Origin of the sequence: Micromonospora sp. NPDC048063, assembly GCF_043202855.1 — a bacterium.
Classification (GTDB): Bacteria; Actinomycetota; Actinomycetes; order Mycobacteriales; family Micromonosporaceae; genus Micromonospora.
The window spans coordinates 145,377-163,773 of sequence record NZ_JBIDBG010000001.1; the positions used below are offsets into that span (position 1 = coordinate 145,377).

Sequence of the window (18,397 nt, forward strand, 5' to 3'; positions counted from 1 at the left end):
CGTCACCGCACGAAGGTCGTCCACGGGGCCGGCCCGCGCCACCCGCCAGGCGCGGGCCGGGGTCCGTCCTACTCGGAGGGCTGGGGCAGCTCGCAGTCGACCTTCGGGTTGGCGCCGATGTAGTTCAGCGGCCCGGCCACGATGGTCACCAGGATGGTGCCCGCCTCGGCGCAGTTGGTGTCGTCGCCGTTGTAGTAGCCGCGCTGGCCGGCGGCGACCGCGCCGATGATCAGCCAGATGACGACGATGACTCCGAATATCGACGTGCCGCGCATCGCTGCCTCCAGAAAGGGGTGTGGTGGTTCGAGGTGTCGAACGTTGTACCCAGTCGCGTGGAACGGCTAACGACGCCGCCGATCGACCGACCCGCCGGCCGCCCGGCAGGCCCCGCCGGCCTGACGGCCCGCCCCCGGCCGACCGCCCGGACCGGGGCGCGCCGGTGCGCTATCGGATCGGCGACCGACGGCCGCGCGCGGCAGCCCGGCGGGCGTACAACTGCGTCAGAAGCACCGCACAGGAGGACACCATGGACGCCCCGACCCCGCACCTGTACGTCGACCGCCCCGAGGACGTCGCCGTCGCGGCCCGCGCACTGGCCGGGGGCGCGGTGGTGGCGGTGGCTTTCGGGAACTTCTACGCGCTGGTGACCCGCCCGGACGCCGCCACCGTGCGCCGGGTCAACGTCGCCAAGGGGCGGCCGGCCGACCAGGTCGGCAGCATCACCACCGCCTTCGGGCGGATCCCCGCGATGTTCGACTGGGCGCGGCTGCCGCACCGGCTGCCCGCGCACCGGGTGCGGCAGCTGATGGGCGTCCTCTACGGCGCGGGCCCGTTCGGCTTCCGTGGCCCGGCCGTCGACCGGCTGCCCGCCCACCTCACCCGGCACGACCGGGGCGTACGCACCACGCAGGTGATCGCGCCGGGGCTGGCCTGCCCGTCGAACGTGTTCTTCGCGCGGGCGGTCGCCGAGACCGGGGTGGACCACCTCCACATCACCTCGGCGAACCGTTCCCGGCACCTGACCGGGGTCGCGGAGGAGCCGGCGCACTGGAAGGCCGACGGCATCGCCGAGGACTTCGCCCACCTCGACGACCTGGTGGTGCTCGCGCACCGGGACGAGGCGGCGGCCCGGGCGGCGCACCCCGGGCACCTGCCGGCCTCGGTGACGCTGCTGTCGTTCCACGCCCCGGCCGGGGAGCCGGAGGAGCCGCCGGTGCTCACCGTCGACCGGCACGGCTCGCTGCACGTCGACGACGTGCGCCGGGCCGCCGCGCCGCTCGGCCTCCAGGTGCGGCTCGGCCCCACCGCCGGTCGGCGCCTGCGGGTCCGCGGGTACGCGGAGGCGCTGGTCTGACCGGGCACCGGATCGGCCGGTGGTGTCCGGCTCCCACGAATGCCGCCCGGTGGCTGGTCGGCCTCCGTCCGGAATGCCCGACGTCGCGGCGTCCGGGTGAGCGGACGTCGCGACGTCGGTGGCATCGGGTGGATCCTGTCGTGGCGCCGTCCCGGCTCGCCGGGGAGCGGCGTCCGGGGCCGCCGTCGGTGCGGCGGCCCCGGGGTCAGGCGTCGTCGCCGCCGGTCGGCAGCGCGGCGGCCGCCTCCTGCGGGGCGCCCGCGAGCACCTTCGCCTGCTGGGGCCAGGTCGCCAGGCTCGGCGCGGCCCGCAGCCCGGCTCCCCGGATCGTCTCCCGCAGCGCGGCCTCGTCCAACTCCGCGAGCTGCCCGTACGTGCGGATGCCGGCGGCCTGCAGCGCCGCCGCCATCTTCGGGCCGACGCCCTGGATGCGGCGGAAGTCGTCGGCGTCCACGTCGGCCGCCGACCGCACCGGCGGAGTCGCCACCGCGCCGCGCGCGGCGGGCACGACCACCGGTTCGGCCGGTTCGTCCACCGGGTCGGCCGGCTTGCTCGGTTCGTCCACCGGGTCGGCCGCCTTGCTCGGTTCGTCCACCGGGTCGGCCGCCTTGCTCGGCTCGTCCACCGGCTCGGCCGGCGTGGTCGCCGCCGGCGTCGCGTCCGGCCCGGCCGGGGCGGCGGGGGCCGGCTCCGCCGGGCCGGCGGCTGCGGGGACCGGCTCGGCCTCGGGCTGCGCCTGGGCGGGGACGGCGACGGTCCGGACGGGTTCCGGCTCGGTGGCCGGGACGGGCTCCGCCCCGCCGGTGCGCGCGGGCTCCGGCTCGGCGGCCGGGGCCTCGATCGGGGCGGCGGCGGCCGGCACCGGCTCCGGTTCGGTCGCGGCGACCGGTTCCGGCTCGGTGGCGGTGGTCGGCTCCTCGGCCGGCTCGCGGTCGACGGGGCCGGTCACCCCGGCAGCGGCCGGCAGCACGACCTCGGCGTCCGGCCGGTCACCCGGGGCGGTGTCGCTCGGCGCGGCCGTCGCCACGGAGTCGGTGTCGGGCGCCGGCACCGGGTCGCCGGTGAGCGCCATGTCGGCCGGGTCGATCTTGTCGGCCCGCCCGGCGTCGGTGGTGACGACGGTGACCGGGGCGGCGTCGGCGTCGGCCGGGGCGTCGGGGGCGGGCACGGGGTCGGCGACGGCGTCCGGGGCCCGGTCGAGGGTCGCCTCGGGGCGTACCTCGTCGGTGGTGGCGGCGGGCGGCGGGTCGACCACCACGGCGGTCATGCCGGCGACCGGATCACCCTCCACCGTGGGCGAGCCGTGCCCGGCTGCCGCGCCCTGCCGGCCGCGCCAGAACCAACCGGCCGCCACACCCACCAGCAGGGCCACGATCAGTATCAGCCAGTGCCCGAAAGACCACGCCACGGCAGACCTCCTATTCGTTCGCGTCGAAACTTCGAGAAAAACTCGCCGCAGCTTCGCACACGCGTCGTTCGGGCGGCAGGCAGGATCGGCCGGTCACGGCGCATGTGGGACGGGTTGCACCGGCGGTGTCCGCCGGGCGACGGACCGTCGTCGCCCGGCGCCGTCCACGCACGGGGCGGGGTGGGCACGCGGGGACCCCGGCGCCGGGCGGGCGCCGGGGTCCGGGTCGGACGATCAGTCCTCCTCGCCGCGGTAGGTGTAGAAGTCGTTGACGAACTTGCGCGCCAGTCGGGGCACCCGGCTGGTGACGCCGAAGTAGCCGCGTGCGCCGAGCAGCGCGAGCCGGCCGACGACGGGCTTGTACATCCGGTCGTCGCCGTTGGTGCCGCTGCGGTTGAGCGAGTCGGCGACCCGGGCGAAGCCGTACGGCACCATCGCGGCCTCGTAGTCGGCCACCGCCTGGAGCAGCGTCTTGTCGCCGGCCGCGGCCAGCCGGAGCTGCCGGCAGAGCAGGGCGGCGTCGCGCAGCGCGGTGTTGGCGCCCACGCCGCGCCCCGGGGTCATGGTGTGGATGGCGTCGCCGAGCAGGGTGACGGTGCTGCTCTTCCACGGCGGCACCGGCTCGCTGGTGGACACCCGGATCGGCAGGGCGCTGCCCGGGTCGCTGCGGGCGAGCAGTTCGCGCAGGTGGGGGTGCCAGTTGCGGGTGAGTTGGAGGGCGAGCAGGACGAGGTCCTCGCCGCGGCGCTGCATGACGTCGGGCGGGAACCGGCGGGCGGTGCTCCAGATGACCAGGTTGATGTTGTCGCGGGTGGTGTCGTGGCGCAGTCCGGGCCAGTCGCGCAGCAGCACGGCGTCGGCGGGGTCGACGCCGGGTTTCAGCGTGCCGTCGCCGTTCCACTTGAACTCCATCACGTGCAGCACGCCCATCATCCCGCCGGTGCCGAAGATCAGCGAGATGCCCTGCTCGATCCGTTGCGGCAGCAGCTGGCGGGTGTGCGGGGTCAGGGGGATGCGGGTGGCGATGTTGATCGTGCCGGCGTCGCGGGTGACCGCGTGCGGCAGGTACTGGCGGCGCACGGCGGAGTGCGTGCCGTCCGCGGCGACGAGCAGGTCGCCGGTGGCGGTGCTGCCGTCGGCGAAGTGGGCGGTGACGGTGCCGTCGTCGCCTTGCTCGTACCGGGTGAAGGTCTTGTCGAAGTGGACCGCGTCCTCCATGCCGGTGAGCAGGACCTGGCGCAGGGTCATCCGGGCCACGGACCGTTCGGTGTCCACCGGGTCGGTGTCGGGGCGCAGGGTGAACGAGGCCGTCTGACGCATCCGCTGGGTGATGACGTTGAAGTAGCGGGGGGATCGGGCGCAGGTGGCCAGGTAGGTGTCGAACAGCCGTGGCGGCAGGCACTCCCGTAGGGCGCGGCTGCCGGTGGGGCCGATGCCGACGCGGTAGCCGAGCAGTCCCTCGCCGCGGGTGCGGTACTTCTCGTAGACGGCGACGCTGATTCCGGCGCGACGCAGGCCGTGGGCCAGGCACAGCCCGCCGGTGCCGGCGCCGATGATCAGGACGTGGGGTGGCCTGGGTGACATGGGCCGCCTCCGCTCAGCCGGCCGTGTGCGGGGACGGCGCGTCGGCGGCGTCCCAGCGGTAGAAGCAGCCGGCGATCGCGTCGCGTGGCGAGCGCCAGGTCGGCAGGTACGGCGAGGTGTGCGCGGACAGGCGCTCGTTGACCTGGCGGTACAGCGGGTGGTTGCGGGCGCCGGCCAGGGCGTCCGGGTCGACGTCCGCGGTCTCCATCAGGTGGACGCACAGGTCGTGCAGGCAGTACAGGGACCGGTGCTGGACCCCGGTCAGGGCGGGCAGTTCGGTCGCGTCGGACTCGGCGAAGATCTGCGCGACCCGACCCTCCGCGCCCGGGATGATCCTGCTGACGATCAGTAGACGGCTCATGGGACCCCTCTCGCCGGTGGCGCTCCCCGAGCGGTGTCGGAGGCCACGGACTGTTGTGCGGCCAACCCTGCCCGGGCGGCTGTCACCTGCCCGTCACGCGCGCGGCCGCGCCGGTGACGCCGGTTCAGCGGGCGCGGGGCGCGACCCGGGCGGACGGCGTGCGGCGCGGCGGCGTCGGGGTGTCCCGGGTGGCCTCCCGGATGGGCGCGAGGGTGTCGTCGAGCAGCGCGGTCATGGCTGCGGAGGGTTCGAGTCGAAGTTCCCGCAGCAGCAGGTCGCGGTAGACGTAGAAGGCGTGCACGGCCTCGAAGGCGTTGCCCTCGGCGAGGTGGATGCGCACCACCAGCCGGTGCGGGGTCTCGCGCAGGGGCTCGGCGGCCATCGCCTCGAGGGCGGCCTCCAGGGCCTGCCCGTGCTGGCCCGCCGCCAGGTGCTGGCCGGCCAGTTCCTCCAGCATGTGCAGGCGCAGCTGGCGCAGCCGCTCCCGCTCGGCGAGGACCCAGTCGTCGTACCAGCCGGGGAGCAGGTCGTGCCGGCCGGCGGCGAGGGCGGCGGCGCACGGGTCGTCGCCGTCGCGCACCCGCGCGGCCGTGCCGATGAGGGCGTCGACGTCGACCTGGACGGTGGGGCCGAGGCGTACGGTGTCGCCGGCGGTGGTGAGCGGGCAGCAGGGGTCCTGGCGCAGCCGCCACAGCGCGGTCCGCAGGGACGACAGCGCGCGGTCCTCGGGGGCGTCGGGCCAGAGCAGCCCGGCGAGGTGGCTGCGGGTGGCGCCGGGGCGCAGGCCGATCAGGGCGATGACCCGTTGCAGGCCGCGTGGCACCACGACGGGGGTGTCGCCGTGCAGCAGCCGGAAGCCGCCGAGCAGGTGCAGCGATATCTGCGTGCCGGGGCGGCGCCCGGTGGTCGGCATCGACGGATCAGCGGCCACGGCGGCACCCCCTGCGGAACGCTCGTCCCGACTCCTCTGCTGTCCCGGCGCGGCTGCCCTTGACCCCACTGTCGGGTCGCTCCGCCGCGGCGCGGCGTCGCGCGCCGCGGTCGCCGGGCTGACCGTGACGAAGATTATCAATCGCGGTCACTCTCGGTCAATATTTCAGGCGAGATCCGACTGTCGGCGACGCGTCCACGAGAACGGTTCTGAACTGCGGATAGTCCACCGTGGTGGGCGGTTGTTGTACAGCGGATACACAGCCTGCGTCAACGCAGCGTCACGAAGTGGCGTCGCCGGGCGGCGGGCTGCGGTGACGCCGCCGTGACGCCCGTGGCCGCATCGTGTCGGCAGTCGTCCGGCTCGGCCGGCGCCGTCGTCACCGACGTCGGACGCCGTGGAGGGAGGTCCACCCATGGACCGTTCGCTGATCGTCGCGAAGGTGGTGCCGAGCGCCGAGGCGCGCGTCGCCGAGATCTTCGCCGAGTCCGACGCGACGGAGCTGCCGCACCTGGTCGGGGTGCGGCACCGGTCGTTGTACCGGCTGGGTGACCTCTACGTGCACCTGTTGGAGACGGACGCGCCGGCCGGGGCGGCGGTCGAGGCGGCCCGGGGGCACCCCGAGTTCGTGCGGGTGAGCGCCCGGCTGCGCCCGTACGTTTCGCCGTACCTGCCGACGTGGCGGGAGCCGCGCGACGCCATGGCCCGGTGCTTCTACCGCTTCGACGCCGCGCCCGCCGGGCGGCCGTCGTGACCGCCACCGCGCCCCGGGAGGGGCAGCTCTGGTCCCGCTGCGGCGGCTGCGCCACCCTGCTGTACCGCAAGCGGCTGCGCCGCAACCTCGACGTCTGCCCCGAGTGCGGCACGCACGCCCGCCTCGACGCGCCGGAGCGGCTGCTCCAGCTCGTCGACCCGGGGTCGTTCACCGCCCTGCCGGACCGGCCGGCGGAGGTCGACCCGATCGGCTTCGTCGACCTGCTGCCGTACCCGCACCGGCTCACCGCCGCCCGGGCCGGCACCGGGCTGGCCGAGGCGGTCGTCTGCGGCACCGCCACCATCGGCCGGCATCGGTGCGCGCTCGCGGTGATGGACTTCCGCTTCCTCGGCGGCAGCCTCGGCTGCGCCGTCGGGGAGCTGATCACCCGGGCCGCCGAGCGGGCGCTGGAAGACGGCACGCCGCTGATCCTGGTCACCGCCTCCGGCGGCGCGCGGATGCAGGAGGGCGTCCTGTCGCTGATGCAGATGGCCACGGTCAGCCAGGCGATCGCCGCGCTGCGGGAGGCGGGGCTGCTCACCGTCAGCGTGCTCACGGACCCGACGTACGGGGGAGTGGCGGCCTCGTTCGCCACCAACACCGACGTGGTGCTCGCCGAGAGCGGGGCGCGGATGGGCTTCGCCGGTCCCCGGGTGATCCGGCAGGTCACCGGCCGGCCGCTGCCGGAGGGCTTCCAGACGGCCGACTTCCTGCTGCGGCACGGGCAGGTCGACATGGTGGTGCCCCGGCACGCCCTGCGGGGCCGGCTGGCGGCGCTGCTCGCCGCGGCCCGGGCGGGACGTCGGCCGGCGGTGCGTCCCGCCGTACCCCGGCAGGAGCCGTCGCCGGTCGTGGCGCGGCCGGCCGGCGAGGCGGGTGCCGCGACGGCGCCGGGCCCGGCCGACCCGCCGGGCGGCGACGCCTGGGAGACGGTGCGGCTGGCCCGGCACCCGGGCCGGCCGACCACGCTGGACTACCTGGAGTCGGCGTTCGACGGCTTCGTCGAGCTGCACGGCGACCGGCTCGGCGCGGACTGCCCGGCGGTGGTCGGCGGACTGGCCCGGCTGGACGGCCGGCCCGTCATGGTGATCGGGCACCAGAAGGGCCACACCACCGCCGAGCTGGTCGCCCGCAACTTCGGCATGGCCAGCCCGGCCGGGCACCGCAAGGCGCTGCGGCTGATGCGGCTGGCCGCCCGCCTCGGCCTGCCGGTGGTCACCCTGGTCGACACGCCCGGGGCGGATCCCGGCGTGGGCGCCGAGGAGCAGGGGCAGGCGGCGGCCATCGCGGAGAACATCCTCGCGCTCGCCGTGCTGCCCACCCCGGTCGTCGCGGTGATCACGGGGGAGGGCGGCAGCGGCGGCGCGCTGGCCCTCGCGGTGGCCGACCGGGTGCTGATGCTCCAGCACGCCGTCTACTCGGTGATCAGCCCCGAGGGCTGCGCCGCCATCCTCTGGCCGGATCGGGGTGCCGCCCCGCAGGCGGCGCGCGCCTTGCGGTTGACCGCGCCCGACCTGTGCCGCCTGGGGGTGGTCGACGACCTCGTGCCCGAGCCGGCCCCGGCCGCGCACCACGACCCGCAGGCGGCCGCGCGGGCGTTGGGGGCGGCGGTGTCGGCCGCCCTGCTGCCGCTGCTGGACGTGCCCCCCGCCACGCTGGTCCGGCGCCGGCGGCAGCGGTTCCGGCGCTTCGGCGCGGCCCGCCTCGGCGCCCGGGCGGGTGTCCGGTGAGCGCGGGCGGTGCCCCGGTCGACACCGCGCCGGCCGGCGCGGAGTCGGCGTCCGGGGTGGACGCGGTGCTGGCCGGGCTGCGGCGGCACGCCCGGGACCTGGTCGCCGAGCTGGCCGGCCCGGTCCGCCGGGTGCGGCTGCGCAGCGGCGACACGGTGCTGGAGGTGGAGTGGCACGGCGGGCCGCCCGCGGAGACGCCGGAGACGGTGCCCGCCCGGCCCGCGCCGCCGCCCGTGGCCGACGGCGAGCCGGGCCGGTACGCGGTGCGCTCGCCCATCGTCGGCACGTTCTACCGGGCGCCGGAGCCGGGCGCCGCGCCCTTCGTCGCCGTCGGCGACCTGGTCCGCCCCGGCCAGGTCATCGGCATCGTCGAGGCGATGAAGCTGATGAACGAGGTGACCGCCGACCGGGGCGGCCGGGTCGCCGAGGTCCTCGCCGCCGACGGGCAGCCGGTCGAGTACGACCAGCCGCTCGTCGCGCTGGACCCGGTCTGAGGCGGTGCGTGATGTTCGAGAAGGTGCTGATCGCCAACCGGGGTGAGATCGCCCTGCGGGTGCTGCGCGCCTGCCGCGAGCTGGGGGTGCGTACCGCCGTCGTCTACTCCACGGCGGACGCCGACTCCGCCGTGGTGCGCCTCGCCGACGAGGCCGTCCTGATCGGTCCGCCGGCCAGCCGGCGCAGCTACCTCAACGCCGCCGCGATCGTGGAGGCGGCCCGGCAGGTCGGCGCGCAGGCGGTGCATCCCGGCTACGGGTTCCTCTCCGAGGACGCCGACTTCGCCGAGATCTGCGCCGACAACGGGCTGACGTTCATCGGTCCGCCGCCGGAGGTGATGGCCGCGCTGGCGGACAAGTCCTCGGCGCGGGCGCTGATGCGCCGGGCCGGGCTGCCGCTGCCGCCGGGCAGCGTCGCGCCGGTGCCCACCGCGGCCGCGGCGGCGGAGGTGGCCGCCGAGGCGGGCTACCCGGTGATCGTCAAGGCGGCGGCCGGCGGCGGCGGCCGGGGCATGACCGTGGTCGCCACCCCGGCCGAGCTGCCCCGGGCGTACGCGCGGACGAGGGCCGCCGCGCAGGCCGCGTTCGGCGACGACCGGGTGTACGTGGAGCGGTTCCTGACCGGCGCCCGGCACGTCGAGGTGCAGTTGCTGTGCGACTCCCACGGCAACGGGGTGCACCTGGGCACCCGGGACTGCTCGGTGCAGCGCCGGCACCAGAAGCTGGTGGAGGAGGCGCCCGCCCCGGCGCTGTCCGCCGGCACCCTGGAGGCCATCGCGGAGTGCGCCCTGCGCGGTGCCCTGTCCGCCGGCTTCACCGGCGCCGGCACGGTGGAGTTCCTCGTCGACCCCGACGAGCGGTTCCACTTCCTGGAGATCAACTGCCGGATCCAGGTCGAGCACCCCGTGACCGAGATGATCACCGGGATCGACCTGGTGCACGAGCAGCTGCACATCGCCGCCGGGGTGCCGCTGCGCTGGCGGCAGGAGGACGTCCGCCCGCACGGGGTCGCCATCGAGTGCCGGGTCAACGTGGAGGACCCGGACCGCGGGTTCGCGCCGACCCCCGGCCGGCTGGACCGCTTCGTCCCGCCCGGCGGCCCGTTCACCCGGGTCGACACGCACGGCCACGCCGGCTACCTGTTCGGCCCGTACTACGACTCCCTGCTGGCCAAGGTGGCGGTGTGGGCGCCGGACCGGGAGCTCGCGCTCAACCGGCTGGAACGCGCCCTCGACGAGTTCGACATCGCCGGGCCCGGCGTCCGCACCACCATCCCGTTCGTCCGGCGGGTGCTCGACGACGCCGGGTTCCGCAAGGGCCGCTACTCCACCGGCCTGGTCGACCAGTTGCTCGCCGGCCCGTCCGACGCACACCACAGGAGGCTCCGTTGACCGTCACCCATGGCCGTCCGCTGACCGCCGAGATCACCGACATCCTGGTAACCAACTGCGGGCTGGACGCCGACGCGGCCGCCCGCGCCCCGGCCGCGTCCCTGGAGGAACTCGGCATGGACTCGCTGGCGCTGCTCGAACTCTCCGCCGTGGTCGCCGACCGGTGGCAGGTGCAGATCCCCGAGCAGGCCGGGCAGCTCAGCATCGCGGGCGTCGCCGAGCTGGTGGCCCGCCGCGCCGACCCGCCCGGACACACCGAGAACAGCGTGCTCATCGCCGCGCCGCTGCCGCTGGTCTGGGACGTCACCAACGACGTCGCCGGCTGGCCCGAGCTGTTCACCGAGTACGCCCGGGCGGAGATCCTGGACCGCGACGGCGACACGGTGCGGTTCCGGCTCACCATGCACCCCGACGAGAACGGGGTGGCGTGGAGCTGGGTCAGCGAACGCACCGCCGACCCGGCCACCCGGCAGGTGCGCGCCCGGCGGGTGGAGACCGGGCCGTTCGAGTACATGCGCATCCACTGGAGCTACGCGGAGGAGCCCGGCGGCACCCGGATGACCTGGGTGCAGGACTTCGCGATGAAACCGACCGCGCCGGTGGACAACGCCGGCATGACCGACCGGATCAATACCAACAGCGCCGTGCAGCTCGCCGTCATCAAGGAGAAGATCGAGCGGTTGGCCGCCGCCGACGGCGGTCGGGCCCCGGCCGGTGCCGACGGGTCGACGGGAGCCGGCGATGAGTGAGGACACCCTGCGGCTGGTCGCCGCCGCCGACGTCGCGCCGGACGGCCGCCGCGGCGGCGAGCTGCGGGTGCTGCTCGGCCCGAAGACCGTCGGCAGCACCTCCGGCTTCATGGGGGTGGCGACGCTGCGCCCGGGGGAGCGGATCGCCGAGCACTACCACCCCTACAGCGAGGAGTTTCTGTACGTCGTCCGGGGCACGATCACCGCCGACCTGGACGACGAGGCGGTGCCGCTGGCCGCCGGGGAGGCGCTGTTCGTGCCGCGCAACGTCCGGCACCGGCTGCGCAACACCGGCGACGAGCCGGCCGAGGTCGTCTTCCACCTGGGACCCCTCGCACCCCGGCCGGAACTGGGCCACGTCGACACCGAACTCGTCGAGCAGCGGGGCGGGTCGTGAGCGCGAGGAGTGAGCCGGTGTTGCGAGCCCCGCAGTCGCGAACCGAGGTGGCGTCGTGACCGGGCGCCGCACGGTCGTCACCGGCGTCGGGGTGGTTGCGCCGGGCGGCGCCACCCGGGACAGCTTCTGGAAGACCGTGACCGCAGGGCGTACGGCCACCCGACGGATCACCTTCTTCGACCCGTCGCCGTTCCGCTCCCAGATCGCCGCCGAGTGCGAGTTCGACCCCGACGCGGCCGGCATCACCCTCGCCGAACGGCAGCGCGCCGACCGGTACGTACAGTTCGCCCTGGCCTGCTCCATCGAGGCGCTCGCCGACAGCGGCCTGGAACTCACCGACGCCGAACGGGAGGTCACCGGCGTGGTGCTGGGCACCGCCGTCGGCGGCACCATGGCGCTGGAGCAGGAGTACGTGCGGGTCAGCGACTCCGGCCGGCGGTGGCTGGTCGACCACGCCCTCGGCGGGCCGTACCTGTACCCGGCGCTGGTGCCGAGCACCCTCGCCGCCGACGTGGCCGTCCGGCACGGGCTGCACGGCCCCGCCCAGGTCGTGTCCACCGGCTGCACCTCCGGCATCGACGCCATCGGCTACGCCCACCAGCTCGTCGTCGACGGGGAGGCCGACATCGTGCTGGCCGGGGCGTCGGACTCGCCGATCTCCCCGGTCACCGTCGCCTCCTTCGACGCGATCAAGGCGACCAGCCCGGACAACGACGACCCGGCGCACGCCTCCCGCCCGTTCGACGCCGACCGGCACGGCTTCGTCCTCGCCGAGGGCGCGGCGGTGCTGGTGCTGGAGGAGTGGGAGCACGCCCGCCGCCGGGGCGCGCACGTCTACTGCGAGCTGGCCGGGTACGCCAGCCGCGCCAACGGCTTCCACATGACCGGGCTGCGCCCGGACGGGGTGGAGATGGGCCTGGCGATCACCGACGCGCTGCGCCAGGGCCGGCTGTCCCCGCAGGACGTCTCCTACATCAGCGCGCACGGCTCCGGCACCCGGCAGAACGACCGGCACGAGACGGCGGCGTTCAAGCGGGCGCTCGGCGAGGCCGCGTACGGGGTGCCGATCAGTTCGATCAAGTCGATGGTCGGGCACTCGCTCGGCGCGATCGGCTCGATCGAGATGGCCGCCTGCGCCCTGGCCATCGAGTACGGCGTGGTGCCGCCCACCGCCAACTGGGCCACCCGGGACCCGGAGTGCGACCTGGACTACGTGCCCAACGTGGCCCGGGAGACCCCGGTGGACGTGGCCCTGTCGGTGGGCAGCGGCTTCGGCGGCTTCCAGTCCGCGATGGTGTTCCGGCGGCTGGCGGCGGCGGCGTGAGCGCCCGGGCCGTGGTCACCGGCATCGGGGTGGTGGCCCCCAGCGGCGTCGGCGCCGACGCCCACTGGCGCACGGTCGCGGCGGGAACCCGGTGCACCGGCCCGATCACCCTGTTCGACCCGGCGGACTACCCGACCCGGGTCGCCGGTGAGGTGCCAGGCTTCGACGCGGCGGCGTACGCCGACACCCGACAGCTCGTGCAGACCGACCGCTGGACGCACCTGGGCTTCGCCGCGACCAGGCTGGCGTTGGCCGACGCCGGGCTGCCCGAGCGGGCCCCCGAGCCCTACGGCTGGGCGGTGACGCTGGCCAGCTCGTCCGGGGGGAACCTGTTCGGGCAGCGGGAACTGCAACGGCTGTGGGGCGGCGCCACCCGTACGGTGGGGGCGTACCAGTCGATCGCCTGGTTCTACGCCGCCAGTGTCGGGCAGCTCTCCATCCACCACCAGTTCAAGGGGCCGTGCGGGGTGCTGGTCGCCGAGTCCGCCGGTGGGCTGGACAGCCTCGCCCACGCGGTGCGCACCGTGCGCCGGGGCACGCCGGTGGTGATCGCCGGGGCGACCGAGTGCCCGCTGAGCCCGTACGCGCTGACCTGTCAGCTCCGCTCCGGGCTGCTCAGCGACGTCGCCGACCCGGAGGTGGCGTACCGGCCGTTCGACCGGTCGGCCGGCGGCTACGTACCGGCGGAGGGTGGGGCGGTGTTCGTGGTGGAGGAGTTGGGGCACGCGCTGGCCCGGGGCGCCCGGGTCTACGGCGAGGTGACCGGCTGGGGCGCCACCCACGACGCCGCGCACACCGGCCCGGACGCCGGCGGCGACTCCGCCCGGTACGCCCGGGCGATGCGGCTGGCCCTGGACCGCTCCGGGGTCACCGCGGACGAGGTGGACGTGGTGGTCCCCGACGCCCTCGGGGTGCCCCGCTTCGACCGCGCCGAGGCCGAGGCGCTGCGCGCGGTCTTCGGCGACCGGCCCCCGCCGGTGAGCACGCACAAGGCGCTGACCGGCCGCGCCCACCAGGGCGGCTCCGCGTTGGACGTGGCCACCGCGCTGCTCGCGTTCCGCCACGACACGCTGCCCGCCTCCGCCGGTCCCCGCGAGCCGGCGCCGGGCTGCGAACTGGACTTCCTGCGGGCGCCCCGGCAGCCGCACAGCCGGCTGGCGCTGGTCTGCGCCCGGGGTTTCGACGGTTTCAACAGCGCGCTGGTGCTGCGCGGAGCGCCACCGGCACCGAGGGGAGCAGCGGAATGAGCGGGACACGGGCTCGGGTCGTCTTTCTCGTGCGGGTGGCCGAGGAGCGGACGGCGGACTTCCTGCGGGCGTACGAGGCGGTGCGTCACCTGGTCGCCGACGGTGTGCCGGGGCACCTGGTTGACCAGGTGTGCCGGTCGGCGGCGGACCCGGAGCAGTGGCTGATCACCAGTGAGTGGGAGTCCCTGGCCGACTTCGAGGCGTGGGAACGCAGTCCCGGGCACCGGGAGCTGGTGCGGCCGATGCGGGAGTGTTTCACCGACGCCCGCTCGCTGCGTTTCGTCGTCCACGCGCAGACCCCCGAGGTGGCGCGCGTCTGACCGCCCGGCGGCACGCCGTGCCGCAGCATCACCGGCGTACGTCTTCCTGCTTCTCGCGATCTGGTGCCGAGGTCCTCGGCACCAGTCTGCTCAGGGCGACCGACGGGTTCACCCGGCTCTGGCCGGCGCTCGGCCTGGCCGTGCTCAACGTCGGCGGCGCGCACCAGGGCGACGCGCGACGGAACCGGAGGGAGCGCGCCCGCACGCCCGTCGGTCGGACAGGTCCTCGGCCGCCTGGGCCTGAGTGGGCCCCCGGCGGTCGCCGGGCTCCCGTCGCCGGGTGAGACCGTTTGTCAGTAGTTGCGTGCCTACTGCGCTACTGCAACCCGGGCGGTCGCCGGGGTCCCGTCGCCGGGTGAGACCCCACGCGACCCGTGGGCCTGCATGCCGTGCGGACGGGCCGGTGGGCCAATGCCGAGCTGCGGACGCAGCTCACCCATAGTGAGCGGCGCGCTGCCGTACGCGCCCGATACTGCCTGTCCGATCGAGGGTCTGCAATCCGGCCAGCCGCTTTTTTTGATCTAGCCATTTGCATCTAGTAATGGTTCTCGCGGCTGTCGTAGTGTTCCCGCAGCACCCCGAAAGATGCACCCTATGGGCGTACTCGCCCTATTTCAGGCTGGGCGGTGGACGGCGGTGAGCATGGATCGTCCGACGGAAAATCCTGCGGCAGGGACCCCGGAATGGGTCGACGACGTGTTGCTCGCAGGTCCTGCGAACGACATTTGTCTGCGACTTCCGGAACCGGTGGAGCGGGGCACGTTGCGGCGTTTGGTCGGCGATGCGCAGACCCGTCTCGCCGCCGCCGGACTGCGTCCCGGCGGGGCCGCCGCGCTCCGCCTGCCGCCGTCACTGGCGTACGTGGTGAACCTGCTGGCCACCTGGCGCACCGGGGCGCAGGCCGTCCTGCTCGACCACCGCCTCACCGACCACGAGGTGGACCGGGCGCTGGAGCGGCTCACCCCGCAGGTGGTCGTGGCCCCGGTGCGCAGCGGCGGCGGGGCGCTGCGCATCTTCGTCGACGTCACCGAGGGCGTCACCCCGTACGCCGACCGCCCCGCGGTCAGCGGGCACGCGGTGATCCAGCTCAGCTCAGGCTCCACCGGACCGTCCAAGGTGATCGGTCGCACCGCCGACGACCTCGTCGCCGAGGTGCACCGCTACACCCGCATCGACGGGGTGGCGCTGCCCGGCGAACGGATCATCCTGCTGCCCTCGATGGTGCACGTGCTCGGCCTGGTCGGCGGCCTGCTCTACGGCCTGCACGCCGGCGTCGAGCTGGTGCCCCCGGAGCGGCTCAGCGGCGACGCCGTGCTGGCCGCGATCGCCGCCGGCGACTCACCGGCCACCGTGCTCGGCGTGCCGTTCCACATCGGACTGCTCGCCTCCACCCGGCCCGCCGGGCCGCTGCCGCAGTTCAAGCGGATGACCACCGGCGGCGAGCTGGTCCCGGCCGCCGTCGCCCGCGCCTTCACCGACCGTTACGGCGTGCCGCTGGGCAACATGTACGGGATGACCGAGGTCGGCGTCATCGGCACCGACCTGTACGGGCGGCACCGCCCGTCGATCGCCCCCGCCCCCGGCATCGAGGTCCGCGAGGTCGACGGCGAGCTTCGGGTCAGCTGCCCCGCGTCGCCGTACGTCGGGCTGAGCGACCCGACCCGCTGGGCCGACGGCTGGCTGCACACCCGCGACGCCGGCACGGTCGACCCCGACACCGGGCTGGTCACCGTGCGCGGGCGGCTCGACTCGCAGGTCTCCGTCGGCGGCCTGAAGGTCGACCTCACCGAGGTGGAGACGACCGTCGCCGGGCTGCCCGGCGTCGCCGCCGCCGTGGTCGTCTGGGACAACGGCATCACCGCGTACGTGCAGCCGGACGGGCCGCTGTCGGAGGAGGTGCTGGACAAGCTGCTCGCCGAGCGGCTGGCCGGCTACAAGCGGCCGCGCACCCTGCACCTGCTGGATCAGCTGCCCCGCACCACGACCGGCAAGCTGGTCCGCTCGGTCGACACGCTCCGGGCAGCGGCGACGTGACCGCTCCGCGGCGCCGCCCCGATCGTCCCGTCCCCGTCCACCTGGACCTCCAGCACCTCGACCGGCGGCGCGTCGGCGCCGACCACCGCGACCGCCACGACGAGGCCCCCGCCGACCGGCGGGTGCCCGACGCGCAGCCCCGCCACGCCGGGCACCGGCCGCAGCTCGCCGCCCGCCGGCGGTGCGGTGTCCGCGCGCCGGGGCGTGCCGGCAGCGGCGGGCACCGGCATCCGCCGGCGCAGGCCGCCGTCGCGCAGCCCCACCCCGAGCGCCTTGCCCACCGCCTCCTTCGCGGTCCACAGCCGCAGGAAGTCCGCCGCCCGGCCGCCGGCGGGCCGCCCGGCCAGCCAGGCCGTCTCGGCCGGGGCGTACCACCGCCGGGCCAGCGCCAGGGCGGGCAGCGGCCGGGACCGCTCCACGTCGACCCCGACCGGGCCGGCCAGCCGGGTGGCGACCACCACCACCCGGTCGGCGCGGCTCACGCTGACCGACACCTGGGCGTCCACATCGGACGCGCTGACGAGCGGTCGCCCGTCCGGGCCGTGGCCCACCACGATCTGCGCCTCCGCGCGGCCGAGCAGCGTGGCACCCGCCCGCCGCAGCAGCCGCCCGGCCGGGATCGGCCGACCGCCGTCCCCTCGGCCGACCCACACGTACACGGTGTCCCGACCGGGCACCGGTAACTGGCTCACGGAGAGAGGTTAACCATGCGAGCCGAGATCCGCGCCTTCGTCGTCGAGCAGCTCGAGGACATGAACTACGACGTCGAGGGCATCGACGACGAGACCACCCTCGGACCGTCCGGGGTGGACCTGGAGTCGTTGGCCCTCGCCGACCTGGCCGTGCGGGTGGAGGACCGCTACGGCCTGAAGTTCGCCGACGACGAGTCGGAGAAGCTGGCCCTGATGACGGTCGGCGAGTTCACCACGATGGTCGCCGACCGGGTCGCCGGGGCGACGAGCGACGACTCCTGATGGCCGGTCAGCCCGACCTGGGGCGAGCTGACCTGGTGACCATGCTCGCCGAACTCACCGAGAAACCGGCCGCCGAGGTCGGCGACCGGATCGGCTCGATGGAACTGGCCTGGCTGGTGCACCTCGTCGAGCAGCGCTACGACCGGCGGCTCGACCTCACCGACGACCAGCTCGCCGGCATCCGTACCGTCGACGACGCCCTGGCGGTCTTCCGGACCTCCCTGACCGCCCCCGCCGATGGCTGAGCGGGCCGCCGTTCAGCTCACCGGCGTCCACGCGACCAGCGCGCTCGGCAGGGGACCCGACGCGCAGCTCACCGGCGTCCTGGCCGGGGCGCCCGCGTTCCGGCCGGTGGACCGCTTCGACACGGCGTCGCGGCGGGTCGACGCCGCCGCCACCCTGCCCGACGTCGGCGACCTGGCCGACGAGCTGGCCGAGGCGGTCGACGCCGCCTGCCGAGCCGCCGGGCTCGACGCCGGCCGCCGGGCCGGCACGGCGCTGCTGCTGGCCGTGCACGGCGGCGCGGGCGTGCCGGCGCTGACCACCGGCCTGGCCGCCCGGACCGGGCTCACCGGCCCGACCCGGGCGTACACCACCGCCTGCGTCTCGGCCAGCAGCGCGGTGGCCGACGCCGCGGCCCTGATCCGGCGGGGCGACGTCGAGCGGGCGGTGGTCGCGGCCGGCTACCTGGTCGAGCCGGACCAGTACGCGCTCTTCGACGCCGGCCGCGCCCTCGCCACCGACGGCGCGGTGCGCCCGTTCAGCGCCGGCCGCACCGGGCTGCTGCTCGGCGACGGGATTGCCGCGGTGGTGCTGGAATCGGCGGCCGTCGCCCGGGCGCCGGTGGCCGACCTGCTCGGGTGGGGCCGGGCCGGGGACGCGTTCCACCCCTGCCAGCCGGAGCCGGGCGGGCGCGGCCTGGCCCGCGCCGTCGCCGCGGCGCTGCGCCGGGCCGGGCTGGCGGCGGAGGCGATCGGGTACGTCAACGCCAACGCCACCGGCACCGGCTACAGCGACGCCTCCGAGGCGGCGGCGCTGCGCGCGGCGCTCGGCGCGGCGGCGGCGCGGACCCCGGTCAGCTCCACCAAGGCGCTGCACGGGCACGCCCTGGAGGCCTCCGGCCTGCTGGAACTGGTGGTCACCGTGCTCGCCCTGCGGCGCGGGAAGCTGCCCGTCAACGCCGGCTGGCTCGGCCCCGATCCGGCCTGCCCGGTCGACGTCATCCGCGACGCGCCCCGGCCGGCCGCCACCGGGTACGCGCTGAGCCTCAACGCCGCCTTCGGCGGTGCGAACACCGCCCTGCTGGTGGGCGCCGCGTGAACGCCGGAAATGGGTCCGCCGGCAC

General features: G+C 75.6%; 20 protein-coding genes. 14 read left to right on the top strand and 6 right to left on the bottom strand.

Features of this window, described 5'->3' with window-relative positions; genetic code table 11:
* Window positions 1-68: 68 nt before the first annotated feature.
* On the bottom strand, window positions 69-275 hold the full coding sequence (locus ACGFZ2_RS00685; RefSeq protein WP_393266324.1) for a hypothetical protein: 207 nt from the start codon (window positions 273-275) through the stop codon (window positions 69-71).
* Between the two features lie 251 nt (window positions 276-526).
* Here ACGFZ2_RS00685 and ACGFZ2_RS00690 point away from each other — a divergent pair, with 251 nt between their 5' ends.
* Window positions 527-1,354 carry a hypothetical protein gene (locus ACGFZ2_RS00690; protein ID WP_393448687.1) on the top strand — a complete coding sequence of 276 codons (828 nt, stop codon included), beginning with the start codon at window positions 527-529 and terminating at the stop codon, window positions 1,352-1,354.
* Between the two features lie 205 nt (window positions 1,355-1,559).
* On the opposite strand, the gene ACGFZ2_RS00695 is transcribed toward ACGFZ2_RS00690, so the two are convergent.
* The 4 genes from ACGFZ2_RS00695 to ACGFZ2_RS00710 all read right to left on the bottom strand — a co-directional run bounded on the left by ACGFZ2_RS00695 (window position 1,560) and on the right by ACGFZ2_RS00710 (window position 5,638).
* Window positions 1,560-2,762, bottom strand: coding sequence for a hypothetical protein (locus ACGFZ2_RS00695; protein WP_393448690.1), 1,203 nt, complete (start codon window positions 2,760-2,762; stop codon window positions 1,560-1,562).
* Window positions 2,763-2,996: 234 nt separating this feature from the next.
* On the bottom strand, window positions 2,997-4,346 hold the full coding sequence (locus ACGFZ2_RS00700) for an FAD-dependent oxidoreductase (RefSeq protein WP_393448693.1): 1,350 nt from the start codon (window positions 4,344-4,346) through the stop codon (window positions 2,997-2,999).
* A gap of 13 nt (window positions 4,347-4,359) precedes the next feature.
* Window positions 4,360-4,707, bottom strand: a complete 348-nt coding sequence (locus tag ACGFZ2_RS00705; RefSeq protein WP_393448696.1) for a TcmI family type II polyketide cyclase — start codon at window positions 4,705-4,707, stop codon at window positions 4,360-4,362.
* A 124-nt stretch (window positions 4,708-4,831) separates the two neighbouring features.
* Window positions 4,832-5,638, bottom strand: coding sequence for a BTAD domain-containing putative transcriptional regulator (locus ACGFZ2_RS00710; RefSeq protein WP_393448699.1), 807 nt, complete (start codon window positions 5,636-5,638; stop codon window positions 4,832-4,834).
* 415 nt (window positions 5,639-6,053) lie between these two features.
* Here ACGFZ2_RS00710 and ACGFZ2_RS00715 point away from each other — a divergent pair, with 415 nt between their 5' ends.
* The 10 genes from ACGFZ2_RS00715 (at window position 6,054) to ACGFZ2_RS00760 (ending at window position 16,078) form a co-directional block, all read left to right on the top strand.
* The gene (locus ACGFZ2_RS00715; protein WP_350707477.1) at window positions 6,054-6,392 is read left to right on the top strand and encodes a TcmI family type II polyketide cyclase; all 339 of its coding nucleotides are present in this window, start codon (window positions 6,054-6,056) and stop codon (window positions 6,390-6,392) included.
* On the top strand, window positions 6,389-8,122 hold the full coding sequence (locus ACGFZ2_RS00720; RefSeq protein WP_393448702.1) for an acetyl-CoA carboxylase carboxyltransferase subunit alpha: 1,734 nt from the start codon (window positions 6,389-6,391) through the stop codon (window positions 8,120-8,122). The genes ACGFZ2_RS00715 and ACGFZ2_RS00720 overlap by 4 nt, the downstream gene beginning before the upstream one ends.
* Complete coding sequence (gene accB, locus ACGFZ2_RS00725) at window positions 8,119-8,616, top strand: acetyl-CoA carboxylase biotin carboxyl carrier protein (protein ID WP_393448705.1); 498 nt, start codon at window positions 8,119-8,121, stop codon at window positions 8,614-8,616. The genes ACGFZ2_RS00720 and accB overlap by 4 nt, the downstream gene beginning before the upstream one ends.
* An 11-nt stretch (window positions 8,617-8,627) precedes the next feature.
* Entirely contained in the window at window positions 8,628-10,007 is a 1,380-nt protein-coding gene (locus ACGFZ2_RS00730) for an acetyl/propionyl/methylcrotonyl-CoA carboxylase subunit alpha (protein WP_393266305.1), read from the top strand.
* Window positions 10,004-10,756 carry an SRPBCC family protein gene (locus ACGFZ2_RS00735; protein WP_393266302.1) on the top strand — a complete coding sequence of 251 codons (753 nt, stop codon included), beginning with the start codon at window positions 10,004-10,006 and terminating at the stop codon, window positions 10,754-10,756. The genes ACGFZ2_RS00730 and ACGFZ2_RS00735 overlap by 4 nt, the downstream gene beginning before the upstream one ends.
* Window positions 10,749-11,153: a cupin domain-containing protein gene (locus ACGFZ2_RS00740; protein ID WP_357701335.1), complete on the top strand. Its 405-nt coding sequence runs from the start codon at window positions 10,749-10,751 to the stop codon at window positions 11,151-11,153. The genes ACGFZ2_RS00735 and ACGFZ2_RS00740 overlap by 8 nt, the downstream gene beginning before the upstream one ends.
* Before the next feature lie 55 nt (window positions 11,154-11,208).
* Entirely contained in the window at window positions 11,209-12,477 is a 1,269-nt protein-coding gene (locus ACGFZ2_RS00745; protein ID WP_393266299.1) for a beta-ketoacyl-[acyl-carrier-protein] synthase family protein, read from the top strand.
* The gene (locus ACGFZ2_RS00750; RefSeq protein ID WP_393448708.1) at window positions 12,474-13,724 is read left to right on the top strand and encodes a beta-ketoacyl synthase N-terminal-like domain-containing protein; all 1,251 of its coding nucleotides are present in this window, start codon (window positions 12,474-12,476) and stop codon (window positions 13,722-13,724) included. The genes ACGFZ2_RS00745 and ACGFZ2_RS00750 overlap by 4 nt, the downstream gene beginning before the upstream one ends.
* Entirely contained in the window at window positions 13,721-14,044 is a 324-nt protein-coding gene (locus ACGFZ2_RS00755; protein ID WP_393266293.1) for an antibiotic biosynthesis monooxygenase family protein, read from the top strand. The genes ACGFZ2_RS00750 and ACGFZ2_RS00755 overlap by 4 nt, the downstream gene beginning before the upstream one ends.
* Before the next feature lie 642 nt (window positions 14,045-14,686).
* The gene (locus ACGFZ2_RS00760; protein ID WP_393448711.1) at window positions 14,687-16,078 is read left to right on the top strand and encodes a class I adenylate-forming enzyme family protein; all 1,392 of its coding nucleotides are present in this window, start codon (window positions 14,687-14,689) and stop codon (window positions 16,076-16,078) included.
* Here ACGFZ2_RS00760 and ACGFZ2_RS00765 read toward each other — a convergent pair.
* Entirely contained in the window at window positions 16,009-16,770 is a 762-nt protein-coding gene (locus tag ACGFZ2_RS00765) for a 4'-phosphopantetheinyl transferase family protein (RefSeq protein ID WP_393448714.1), read from the bottom strand. The two genes, ACGFZ2_RS00760 and ACGFZ2_RS00765, sit on opposite strands and share 70 nt — an antisense overlap.
* 15 nt (window positions 16,771-16,785) lie before the next feature.
* Here ACGFZ2_RS00765 and ACGFZ2_RS00770 point away from each other — a divergent pair, with 15 nt between their 5' ends.
* From ACGFZ2_RS00770 to ACGFZ2_RS00780, 3 genes are read left to right on the top strand one after another with little or no spacing between them, the layout of a single operon-like run.
* Window positions 16,786-17,052 (top strand): acyl carrier protein, encoded by a 267-nt coding sequence (locus ACGFZ2_RS00770; RefSeq protein ID WP_393266285.1) that lies wholly within the window; start codon window positions 16,786-16,788, stop codon window positions 17,050-17,052.
* On the top strand, window positions 17,052-17,297 hold the full coding sequence (locus ACGFZ2_RS00775; protein WP_350685990.1) for an acyl carrier protein: 246 nt from the start codon (window positions 17,052-17,054) through the stop codon (window positions 17,295-17,297). The genes ACGFZ2_RS00770 and ACGFZ2_RS00775 overlap by 1 nt, the downstream gene beginning before the upstream one ends.
* Complete coding sequence (locus ACGFZ2_RS00780; protein ID WP_393448717.1) at window positions 17,290-18,372, top strand: beta-ketoacyl synthase N-terminal-like domain-containing protein; 1,083 nt, start codon at window positions 17,290-17,292, stop codon at window positions 18,370-18,372. Before ACGFZ2_RS00775 ends, ACGFZ2_RS00780 begins: the two co-directional genes overlap by 8 nt.
* Window positions 18,373-18,397: the final 25 nt, after the last annotated feature.